The organism is Thermus sp. NMX2.A1, from assembly GCF_000511705.1.
GTDB classification, from domain to species: Bacteria; Deinococcota; Deinococci; order Deinococcales; family Thermaceae; genus Thermus; species Thermus scotoductus.
Window position 1 is genome coordinate 21,165 of the sequence record NZ_ATNI01000062.1, and the last position, 10,311, is coordinate 31,475.

A 10,311-nucleotide genomic window follows, 5' to 3' on the forward strand; every position below is an offset into this window, starting at 1 on the left:
GGGCGGTATGAGTCCCATCCACGTGCGGGGCAAGAAGGGAGAGGTGGCAGAAAGGGTGCTCCTGCCCGGGGATCCGGGCCGGGCGGAGTGGATCGCCACCACCTTCCTCGAGGAACCCAGGCTCTACACCTCCTACCGGGGCCTTCTGGGCTTCACCGGCCGGTACCGGGGCGTGCCGGTTTCCGTGCAGACCACGGGCATGGGGGCCCCTTCGGCCAGCATCGTGGCGGAGGAGCTGGTGAGCCTGGGGGCCAGGGTGCTTCTCCGGGTGGGCACCTGTGGGGCGGTGGACGAGGGCCTCTCCCCCGGGGACCTGGTGATCGCCCAGGGGGCGGTGCCCCTGGACGGGGCCACCCGGCAGTATCTGGAAGGCCGTCCCTATGCTCCCGTGCCCGACGCCGAGCTCTTCCGTGCCCTCTGGAAGCAGGCGGAGCAAAGAGCCTACCCGCACCATGTGGGCCTGGTGGCCACCGAGGATGCCTTCTACGCCACCACCCCCGAGGGAGCGAAGGCCTGGGCCCAGTTTGGCCTGCTGGCCTTTGAGATGGAGGCCAGCGCCCTCTTCCTCCTGGGTAAGATGCGGAAGGTGCGGGCGGGGGCCATCCTCACGGTTTCCAACCGCATCGGCGACCCCGAGCTGGCTTCGCCTGAGGTTTTGCAAGAAGGCGTTAGGCGTATGGTGGAGGTGGCCCTCGAGGCCCTTTTGGAGGTGTAGCATGGCCCACGAGCACGAACACGAGCACGAGTTCATCCTGGAGATCCCCGAGTTTGAGCACCTCTCCTACGAGGTGGAGGAGGGCATCGCCCTGGTTACCTTAAGGCGGCCGGAGGCCTTAAACGCCCTTTCCCAGGACCTCCTCAGGGAGCTGGCCGAGGTGGCCGAGGTCATCCATCAGGATCCCGAGGTCCGGGTGGCCATCTTCACCGGGGAGGGCAAGGCCTTCGCCGCCGGGGCGGATCTCAAGGAGATCGCCGCCCTGAAGGATCCCTTCATGGCCCGGGAGTATGCCCTTTTGGGGCAGCAGGTCTTCGCCGAGATCGCCGCCTTGCCCCTCCCCACCATCGCCGCCATCAACGGGTATGCCCTGGGAGGAGGGCTGGAGCTGGCCCTGGCCTGCGACCTGAGGGTGGCCTCCAGGGAGGCCAAGCTGGGCCTGCCCGAGGTGGGGCTGGGCTTGATCCCGGGCTTTGGCGGCACCCAGAGGCTTCCCCGCCTCATCGGGCGGGGCCGGGCCTTGGACCTCATCTTCACCGGGCGGCATGTGTCCGCCGAGGAGGCCTTAAGCCTGGGCCTGGTGAACCGGGTGGGGGAGGATGCCCTGGAGGAGGCCAAGAAGCTGGCCCAGAAGATCATGAAAAATGCGCCCATCGCCCTGGCCCTGGCCAAGGAAAGCGTGGTGCGGGGCGAGGGGCTGGACCTGGCGGAGGCCCTGGAGATCGAGGCCGACCTTTTCGGCTATGCCTCCGCTACGGAGGACATGAAGGAAGGGGTGCGGGCCTTCCTGGAAAAGCGGGCGCCTAACTTCAAGGGAGAGTAAGGGTAAGCCCTTTCCCTTGGGGAAGGGCTTTGGCTTCACCCTCTGGTTTCTTTTTGGCGCATGAGGGTGTTGGGTAGGTATGGCCATCCGCAGTGTGGTGTAATGTGGAGTTGCCCATGACGGGAGAGCGCATCGTCCACGTTGCCAGCCCCAAGGCCAAGCTGTACGCCGAGGCCGACCAGTCCATTCGCGAGCGTCTAAAGGCCTTTCCCAAGGCCCTTAAGGCCTACGAGCTCCTCATCCAAGACCCCGAGGCCAGGGCTGGGTGGAACATGGCCAACTACATCACCATGCGTAAGCTGGGCTACAACGACCATGGCCGGGTCCACGCCCTCCTCACCGGGGCGGCCAGCGTGGCCATCCTGGCCCTCTTGGCCGAGGCAGGGGTGCGCCTGGACACGGTGGAGTCAGGGGCCGGGGAGCTGGAGGATGCCTACGTGGTGGTCCTCCTTGCCACCATGCTCCACGACCTGGGCAACCAGGTGCACCGGGACCACCACGAGGCCTTTGGCGTCACCCTGTCCCTGCCCATCCTGAACCGGATCCTGGAGAAGATCTACCCTGACCCCGAGCAACGCACCGCCCTTAGGGCCCTCATCCTTCACGGCATCTATAGCCATGACCTCTCCCCGGAGCCCTTAACCATTGAGGCAGGGGTCACCGCCGTGGCCGACGGCACCGACATCACCAAGGGCCGGGGGCGGAAGGCCTTCGCCCTGGGGAGCATCGACATCCACTCCATCAGCGCCCTGGCGGTGGACGAGGTGCGCATCCTCAAAGGGGAGAAGGTGCCCGTGGAGATCCAGGTGACCATGAACAACTCCGCCGGCATCTTCCAGGTGGAGGAAACCCTCACCAAGAAGGTGCTCCGTAGCCCCTTAAGGCCCTACGTGAGCGTGGTGGCCATGACCGAGGGGAACGGGGGCCAGGACCAGCGCATCGTCCACCGGGTGCGCCTTCACGAGAGCGAGGACCGCTTCGTGCTGGACTGAGGCTTCCGACCCGGTCAGCCCTGGAGCCAGAGCTCGCGGATCTCCTTGGGAAGCAGGTTCAGCACATCCCGGATCTCCCCTTGGGAAACCTTTTGGGAAAGCACCTTGAACACCGCCCGGGTGGCGGCCTCGGGGTCTAGGGCGGGTCCCGAAGGCGTTTTGAGCTCCCGGGCCACGTGGGCCAGGAAGGCTTCCTTGTGCCGCTCCTTAAGGGGCTTGCCCGTGGGGTCCCAGCCCTCGTAGAAGAGGCCCCGGATCAGCATGGGAAGCTCGGCGGCGAGCTGGGCGGTTTCCTCCACGGTGAGGCGATCCCTTAAGGCATGGAGCACGGCCCGCAGGGCCATGTACGCCCTGTGGCGGTCCTCTATGCCCAGGGTTTCCATGATCTCCTTCAACCAGCTGTGGGTCTTGTGGATGGTGGTGTCAAAGACCTCGAGGCCCGTGGCGCTCATACCTACCCCTCCTTTCCTTCACTTACCATCATATCTCTTGAGCATGCCGTTGTGAAGGGACAGGATGCCCCCGGTCCGGGTTGGACGCAAAGGGCTTTCCTTGGCCTGCTTCCCTGGGGTTAGCGCTTGGCCGCTATTTCCTTGGTCAGCTCGCGCTTGAGGATCTTCCCCACGCTGGTTTTGGGGAGGCTGTCCCGGAACTCGATGATGCGGGGGACCTTGTAGGCGGCGAGGTTTTGCCGGCAGAAGGCTTCGATGTCCTTTTCCGTGACCTTGCCCTTATACCCTTCCTTGAGGACGATGAAGGCGGCCACGGTTTCCCCGCGGTAGGGGTCGGGTACGCCCACCACGGCGGCTTCCTGGACGGCTTCGTGCTGGTAGAGGACCTCTTCCACCTCGCGGGGGTAGATGTTGTAGCCGCCGGCGATGATCATGTCCTTTTTGCGGTCCACGATGTAGAAGTAGCCGTCCTGGTCCATACGGGCCATGTCCCCGGTGAAGAGCCAGCCGTCTTTGAGGGCCTTTTGGGTTTCCTCGGGGCGGTTCCAGTAGCCCTTCATGATGTTGGGGCCTTTGACGACGAGTTCGCCCACCTCTCCCATGGGGACTTCCTTACCCTCCTCGTCCACCACCTTGGCCTCCACCCCGGGGAAGGGTAGACCCACGCTCCCCAGCTTGCGGACGCCATGGAGGGGGTTGCAGTGGGTCACGGGGCTTGCCTCGGTGAGGCCGTAGCCCTCCACCAGCTTGGCCCCCGTGAGCCGTTCAAAGCGGTCGGCCACCTCCAGGGGCAAGGGAGCGGAGCCCGAGATGCAAGCCCGTATGCTCCTTAGGTTCCGTTTCTCGATTCCCGGGAAGTTGTTGAAGGCCACGTAGAGGGTGGGCACCCCGGGGAAAAGGGTCACCCGGTGCTTTTCAATGGCCTCCACAATGGGCTTGATCTCCGGCCGGGGGAGAAGGACCAGCTTGGCCGCTCCCAAGAGGGCCAGGTTCATGGCCACGGTCATGCCGTAGACGTGAAAGAAGGGAATGGCCCCCAGCACCACCTCCTCCCCCTCCTGGAAATCGGGGATCCAGGAGCGGACCTGGAGGGCATTGCTGGAGAGATTCCGGTGGGTGAGCATGGCCCCCTTGGCCACACCCGTGGTCCCTCCCGTGTACTGCAAAAGGGCGAGGTCGTCCAGGTCTAAAGGGACGGGCTGGGGATTACCCGGCTTGAGGAAGGCACGCCAGGGGGTGCCCTCGAGGCTCCTCGGGGCTTGGCCTTTCCGCTTGAGCATCAAGGGGTAGAGGAGATTCTTGGGGAAGGGCAGGTAGTCCTGAATGCCTGTGCGCACCAGGACCTCCACCGGGGTCTCTGCCTTCACCTCCTGGTAGCGGGGAAGAAGAAGGTCCAGGATGACCAGGACCCTGGCCCCCGAGTCCCTGAGCTGGTGCCCGAGTTCCCGTGGGGTGTACATGGGGTTGGTGTTCACCGCCACGCCCCCCGCCAGAAGGGTGCCGTAGAAGGCGATGACGAACTGGGGGGAGTTAGGGAGCATGATGGCCACCCGGTCCCCGGGTTTCAGGCCAGCCTCCTGAAGGCCTTTGGCGAAGGCCTCCACCTGCTGCCACAGGCTTTGGTAGCTAAGACTTCGCCCCAGGAACTCCAGGGCCACCTTGTGGGCATAGCGGCGGGCGTTTTCCCTTAGAAGGTCGGTGAGCAGCCAGGGCCTGGGGGCCTCCTTGGGGACCCCGGGATCGTAGTGGGTGTACCAGGGATGCATGGCACCTCCTTGAACCGGGTCAAAGTTTACCCCCACCTGCGGCTTAGGGCAAGGGCTCTAAGCCCGGAAGTACCGGTAGGGGGGGCCTTCCCGCTTTACGTGCCCCTCGAGGCGCAGGTACTCCAGGTGGGCCAGGGTTTCCGCAAAGGCGAAGCGCCTGCCGGGAGCGTCCAGCTCCTGGGGGAAAAGCCTTAGGGAAAGCTCCCAGGCGGTCAGGGGAGCTTGAAGAAAACCGAGCAGGGCCTCCAGGCGCTCCTGGTGGTGGGCGATGAGCTCTTGGGCCCGCTTCTTCACCTCGAGGATGGGGCCGAAGTGCCCCGCATACGCCACCTTGGCTGGAAGCTCCATAAGGCGCTCTAAGGACGCCAGAAAGTCCTTTAGGGGGTTCTCCCGGGTGTAGGCCCAAAGGCCCACGTTGGGGGATACCCGTTCCAAGAGGGCGTCCCCTACCAGGAGGATTCCTTCCTCCTCCAGAAAGAAGGCCACGTGCCCGTCCGCATGGCCAGGGGTCCAGATGACCCGGAGCTTCTTGCCGGCCACCTCCAGCACCTCCCCGTCCTTCAGGGGCGTGGGGTTTTGGGGGGGATGGACCCGCTCCCGGGTTTTGGCCATGGTTTCCCGAATGCCCATAAGGGCTTCCTCCGGGGTGCCGTGGTCCAGGAAAAGCCGCCAGCTGGCCTCCTCAAAGGCTTCGGGTTGAAGCCAGAAGAGGTGGCCCCGCCCGACCTCCTCCTCGTGCAGCCATACCCGGGCCCCAAGCCCTTCAAAAAAGCCCGCCAGGCCGTAGTGGTCCGGGTGGTGGTGGGTGAGGAGGATGGTCTTGATGTCGGTAAAGCAAAGGCCGAGCTCCGCCAGGCTGAGCTCCAGGGTGCCCCGGGCCGTCTTGGTGCCCAGGGCGGTGTCCAGGAGGGCCACCTCCCCGTTGCCCCTAAAGAGGTAGAGGTTTACCGTCTTCAAGGGGTAGGGGATGGGCACGGGAAGGAGGTAAAGACCGGGAAGAAGCTCCTTCATAGGAGGACCTGCAGGAGGAGAAGGGCGGCCAGGAAAGGATCCTTTTCCGGGAGGTGCCAGGGGAAGAGGTAGCCTCCCTCGCCATCCGCCCGGACCTCCCTTCCTTCCAGGGCTTGTCCAAGTTTTTCCAGGACTTCCTCCTGGGAAACCAGCTCCCCGCCGGGCAGGACCACGGCAAGGCGGTCCGCATCCCCATCCAGGGCGAAGCCCACCGCCGGGGGTTCCACCGCCTTCATGAGGACGAGGAGGGTGGGGAGGTTTTCCGGCTTGGGGTCGGGGTTCACCCCGTAGAAGAGGGGGTGGGGAAGGGGGTGGAGTTCCCTAAGTTCCGCCTCGAGGCCCAGGAGCTTGAAGACCCCGGGCAACACCCCTCCCCCTGCTCCTCCCAGGGTGTCCAGGTAAACCACTCCCTTTTTTCCCTGGGCTCCCTGGCCAGTGCTTTGGGCCAGGTGCTCCAGGTAGGCCTTTTTCCGGTCCAGGACCTGGAAGCTTCCCCGCTTCTGCGGGGCCTCCTGGGGAAGGGCCATCCCTTCCGGGGAAAGGGGTTTCCCGGGGCCCAGGCGGAGCTTCACCCCCTGGAAGCGAGCGGGCTTGCGGCTGGCGGTGAGGTAAAACCCAGCTGCTTCCAGTTCCTTTAGGGCAAAGCCGAAAAGGGGCAAAGGGGAAGGGCCTTTCAGGAGAAAGGTTTCCAGGCCCATTCCCCCCAGGATCCCCGCCGCTTCCTCCGCCATTTCCTGGGCCAGGAAGCGGGTGTCGTGGGCCACCACCACCCGGCGGATCCCTTCCGCCTCGAGCCTGGCTCCAAACCCCGCTGCCACCCGGGCCTGGTGGGCGAAGGTGAACCCCTTGGCGATCTCTCCTAGGAAGCCGTCTTGGGTGGAGTAGAGCTCCATGCCTTAAAGTCTACCCCGTGGTACACTCTCCCCCGTGGAGCTAGAGGGTCAGCGTGGTTCCTCGGGGATGCAGGGGCCCCAAAGCAGCCATCCTGGAGACGAGCTCCTTCGCTCCCTGAACGAAGCCCAGCGCCAGGCGGTCTTGCACTTTGAGGGACCGGCCCTGGTGGTGGCGGGGGCGGGAAGCGGCAAGACCCGCACCGTGGTCCACCGGGTGGCCTACCTCATCGCCAAGAGGGGCGTCTTCCCCTCGGAGATCCTGGCGGTCACCTTCACCAACAAGGCCGCCCTCGAGATGAGGGAGCGCCTTAAGCGCATGGTAAAGGGTGCGGGGGAGCTTTGGGTTTCCACCTTCCACTCCGCCGCCTTGCGGATTCTGAGGGTCTATGGGGAAAGGGTGGGGTTGAAGCCGGGGTTCGTGGTCTACGACGAGGATGACCAGACTGCCCTCATCAAGGAGGTGTTGAAGGAGCTCGGCCTCGCCGCCAGGCCCGGGCCCCTCAAGGCCCTTCTGGACCGGGCCAAGAACCGGGGGGAGGCCCCCGAGTCCCTGCTTTCGGAGCTTCCCGACTACTACGCCGGGCTCAGCCGGGGGAGGCTTCTGGACGTGCTGAAGCGCTACGAGGAGGCCCTCAAGGCCCAGGGGGCCCTGGACTTCGGGGACATCCTCCTCTATGCCCTGCGCCTCCTGGAGGAGGACCCTGAGGTCTTGAAGCGGGTCAGGAGGCGGGCTCGCTTCATCCACGTGGACGAGTACCAGGACACCAACCCCGTACAGTACCGCTTCACCAAACTGTTGGCGGGGGAGGAGGCCAACCTCATGGCCGTGGGGGACCCGGACCAAGGCATCTACTCCTTCCGCGCCGCGGACATCAAGAACATCCTGGAGTTCACCCGGGACTTCCCCGGGGCCAAAGTGTACCGCCTCGAGGAGAACTACCGCTCCACCGAGGCCATCCTGCGTTTCGCCAACGCCCTCATCGTAAACAATGCCCTGCGCCTGGAGAAGACCTTGAGGCCCGTGAAGCCCGGGGGGGAGCCTGTGCGCCTCTACCGGGCCCGGGATGCCCGGGACGAGGCCCGCTTCGTGGCCGAAGAGATCCTGCGGCTGGGGCCTCCCTTCGACCGGGTGGCGGTCCTCTACCGCACCAACGCCCAAAGCCGCCTCCTGGAGCAGGCCCTGGCCTCCCGGGGGGTTCCAGCCCGGGTGGTGGGGGGGGTGGGGTTCTTTGAACGGGCGGAGGTGAAGGACCTTCTGGCCTACGCCCGCCTGAGCCTGAACCCCCTGGATGGGGTGAGCCTGAAGCGGGTGCTGAACACCCCTCCCCGGGGCATCGGCCCCGCTACGGTGGAGAAGGTGGAGGCCCTCGCCAGGGAGAAGGGGCTTCCCCTCTTCGAGGCCCTCAGGGTGGCGGCAGAGGTTCTGCCCCGCCCTGCTCCCTTGCGCCACTTCCTGGCCCTGATGGAGGAGCTCCAGGAACTGGCCTTTGGGCCGGCGGAGGGATTTTTCCGCCACCTCCTCGAGGCCACGGACTACCCTGCTTACCTGCGGGAGGCTTACCCTGAGGATCACGAGGACCGCCTGGAGAACGTGGAGGAACTTCTCCGGGCGGCCAAGGAGGCGGAGGGTCTTATGGAGTTTCTGGACAAGGTGGCCCTCACCGCCCGGGCGGAGGAGCCGGGGGAGCCCGCGGGCAAGGTGGCCCTCATGACCCTGCACAACGCCAAGGGGCTGGAGTTTCCCGTGGTCTTCGTGGTGGGGGTGGAGGAAGGGCTTTTGCCCCACCGTTCCTCCCTGAGCACCCTGGAGGGCCTCGAGGAGGAGCGCCGCCTCTTCTACGTGGGGGTGACCCGGGCCCAGGAAAGGCTTTACCTTTCCTACGCCGAGGAGCGGGAGGTCTACGGGCGCACGGAGGCTACCCGGCCAAGCCGTTTCCTGGAGGAGGTGGAGGGAGGGCTTTACGAGGAGTACGACCCCTACCGGGCCTCGGCCAAGGTTTCCCCCTCCCCTGCCCCCAGTGAAGCCCGGGCCTCCAAGCCCAAGCCCGGGGCCTATCGGGGTGGGGAGAAGGTGATCCACCCCCGTTTCGGCCAGGGCACGGTGGTGGCGGCCATGGGGGACGAGGTGACGGTGCACTTCGAGGGGGTGGGCTTGAAGCGGCTTTCCCTCAAGTACGCCGACCTGAGGCCTGTGGGGTGAGGCCATGCGCCCGGAGTATCAGAAAGTCCGCCCCCTGGCCTTTCTCCACCGGGTGCCTTCTCCCCTCTTTGACCGGCTGGTGGCCGAGGTGGCCACGGCCAGGCTTCCCCTTTTCCCCTATCCCGTGGAGGCCCAGGATCCCTTTGCCCTCTTCCCCTGCCTGGCCCCTTTGGGCCTGGCCGGGGCGGTGCTGGCGGAGGCTTGGCCGCCTCCCAAGGACCTGGCCCCAAGCCTTTCCCTGGAGGCGGAGGCCCTGGAGGCAGGGCTTTTGGACCTGGTGGTCCCCCGGGTGGGGGGGCTGATGGGGCAGTACACGGAAGGGGTGGCCCTGGAGCGGTTCCTTTCCACCCACTTCCCCGGGGCCAAGGGGCTTTGGCTCGGTCCTTTAAGGCCTTCTTTGGCTCCTTTCCTGAGGCCCCTGGCCCAGGTTTCCGTGGTGGCCTCAAGCTTCGCCGAGGGGGATAGCTTCCTGGCACGGCTTCCCGAGCGGGCCCGGGGGCACGTGGCCTTGAGGCCGGAGGAGGCCAGGGCCCTGTCCCTCAAGACGGACCTGATCCTCTACGCGGGTGGGCGGCTTAGCCTGGATCTTCTCCAGCCCTTCCACGCCCTGGTGGCTTTTTCCCCCCTGGACCGGGGGGTCTGGGAGAGGGTGCAGATAGTTCACCCCCCGGAGGACCTTCTGGGCTTTAGGGTAAGGGCGGTCCTCGAGGGGCTCGGCTACCCCCTTTGACGGGCCTCTCGGGCCAAAAGCCCCATGCTGAGGGCGATGAGGAGGAAGGCGATCAGGGCCTGCAAGGGGATGGGGAACTGGGGAATGTACTCCACGGAGCAGGGCACCGGGGGCTTGCAGGCCAGGGTGAAGAGGTCGGGGAAGTTTTGCTGCAAGAGGTGCAGGCTGCTGATGTTTCCTCCGATGAGGGAAAGGGTGAGGGCGTAGGGCCAGATGGAAAGGTCCTGTCGCCAAAGGGCCAGGCCCAAGAGGACCGCCTGCGGGTACATGAAGATCCTTTGGTACCAGCATAGCTCGCAGGGCAGGAACAGCCGCACCTCGGAATAGTAGAGGCTTCCTAAGGTGGCCACCAGGGCCACCACCCAGGCGAAGGCGAGGAGGAGAGGGCCGCGCTTCATCCCCCCAAGCATACCCTTAAAGGGGCTTCGGTCCCGGGGTCATACCCCTACCGCGGCTTCATCCCCAGCAAACGGGTCTACTTCCACGGCTTTAAGCTCCACCTCCTGGTGGACGACGGGAAGTTTATCCATGGTCAGCCCGAAGGGCTACCTTGTAGTGAACCTGACCCCGGGAAGCCTTCATGACCTGAGCTCCTTGCTCATCCTCAAGGTGTTCCCCTACCGGGGAAGCAGCCCCCTAGACCTTCCTGAGGGGGCGGAGCTCTACCTGGACCGGGGGTACGAAAGCCACTTCTATGAAGACCTCCTCCGGGAGGCGGAGGGGATTGCG

10 protein-coding genes and 1 pseudogene are annotated in these 10,311 nt (G+C 65.5%); 6 read left to right on the top strand and 5 right to left on the bottom strand.

Going from position 1 to position 10,311, the window contains the following annotated elements; all coding sequences use genetic code 11:
- Positions 1 to 7 precede the first annotated feature (7 nt).
- From TNMX_RS06715 to TNMX_RS06725, 3 genes are all read left to right on the top strand, one after another.
- Positions 8 to 715, top strand: coding sequence for a purine-nucleoside phosphorylase (locus TNMX_RS06715; protein ID WP_038030649.1), 708 nt, complete (start codon positions 8 to 10; stop codon positions 713 to 715).
- A gap of 1 nt (position 716) precedes the next feature.
- Positions 717 to 1,538, top strand: a complete 822-nt coding sequence (locus tag TNMX_RS06720) for an enoyl-CoA hydratase/isomerase family protein (RefSeq protein ID WP_019550248.1) — start codon at positions 717 to 719, stop codon at positions 1,536 to 1,538.
- 116 nt (positions 1,539 to 1,654) lie between these two features.
- Positions 1,655 to 2,530 carry an HD domain-containing protein gene (locus TNMX_RS06725; protein ID WP_015716467.1) on the top strand — a complete coding sequence of 292 codons (876 nt, stop codon included), beginning with the start codon at positions 1,655 to 1,657 and terminating at the stop codon, positions 2,528 to 2,530.
- Between the two features lie 14 nt (positions 2,531 to 2,544).
- Here TNMX_RS06725 and TNMX_RS06730 read toward each other — a convergent pair whose 3' ends face one another.
- The 4 genes from TNMX_RS06730 to TNMX_RS06745 all read right to left on the bottom strand — a co-directional run bounded on the left by TNMX_RS06730 (position 2,545) and on the right by TNMX_RS06745 (position 6,652).
- Positions 2,545 to 2,982 (bottom strand): DUF2267 domain-containing protein, encoded by a 438-nt coding sequence (locus TNMX_RS06730; protein WP_015716468.1) that lies wholly within the window; start codon positions 2,980 to 2,982, stop codon positions 2,545 to 2,547.
- Positions 2,983 to 3,101: 119 nt separating this feature from the next.
- Positions 3,102 to 4,748, bottom strand: a complete 1,647-nt coding sequence (locus TNMX_RS06735) for a long-chain fatty acid--CoA ligase (protein ID WP_015716469.1) — start codon at positions 4,746 to 4,748, stop codon at positions 3,102 to 3,104.
- Between the two features lie 57 nt (positions 4,749 to 4,805).
- Positions 4,806 to 5,759: an MBL fold metallo-hydrolase gene (locus TNMX_RS06740; protein WP_015716470.1), complete on the bottom strand. Its 954-nt coding sequence runs from the start codon at positions 5,757 to 5,759 to the stop codon at positions 4,806 to 4,808.
- Positions 5,756 to 6,652, bottom strand: coding sequence for a phosphoglucomutase (locus TNMX_RS06745; RefSeq protein ID WP_038030651.1), 897 nt, complete (start codon positions 6,650 to 6,652; stop codon positions 5,756 to 5,758). The genes TNMX_RS06740 and TNMX_RS06745 overlap by 4 nt, the downstream gene beginning before the upstream one ends.
- A 67-nt stretch (positions 6,653 to 6,719) precedes the next feature.
- Between TNMX_RS06745 and TNMX_RS06750 the strand changes: the two genes are divergently transcribed.
- Both TNMX_RS06750 and TNMX_RS06755 read left to right on the top strand, forming a co-directional pair.
- The gene (locus TNMX_RS06750; RefSeq protein ID WP_038030653.1) at positions 6,720 to 8,852 is read left to right on the top strand and encodes an ATP-dependent helicase; all 2,133 of its coding nucleotides are present in this window, start codon (positions 6,720 to 6,722) and stop codon (positions 8,850 to 8,852) included.
- A 4-nt stretch (positions 8,853 to 8,856) separates the two neighbouring features.
- The gene (locus tag TNMX_RS06755; RefSeq protein WP_038030656.1) at positions 8,857 to 9,582 is read left to right on the top strand and encodes a hypothetical protein; all 726 of its coding nucleotides are present in this window, start codon (positions 8,857 to 8,859) and stop codon (positions 9,580 to 9,582) included.
- Here the strand turns inward: TNMX_RS06755 and TNMX_RS06760 are convergent.
- A complete protein-coding gene (locus TNMX_RS06760) occupies positions 9,570 to 9,980 on the bottom strand; it encodes a disulfide oxidoreductase (protein ID WP_038030663.1) in 411 nt (136 codons plus the stop codon). The two genes, TNMX_RS06755 and TNMX_RS06760, sit on opposite strands and share 13 nt — an antisense overlap.
- Before the next feature lie 130 nt (positions 9,981 to 10,110).
- Between TNMX_RS06760 and TNMX_RS06765 the strand changes: the two are divergent.
- Positions 10,111 to 10,311 (top strand): annotated as a pseudogene (locus TNMX_RS06765) (hypothetical protein); the annotation flags it as partial.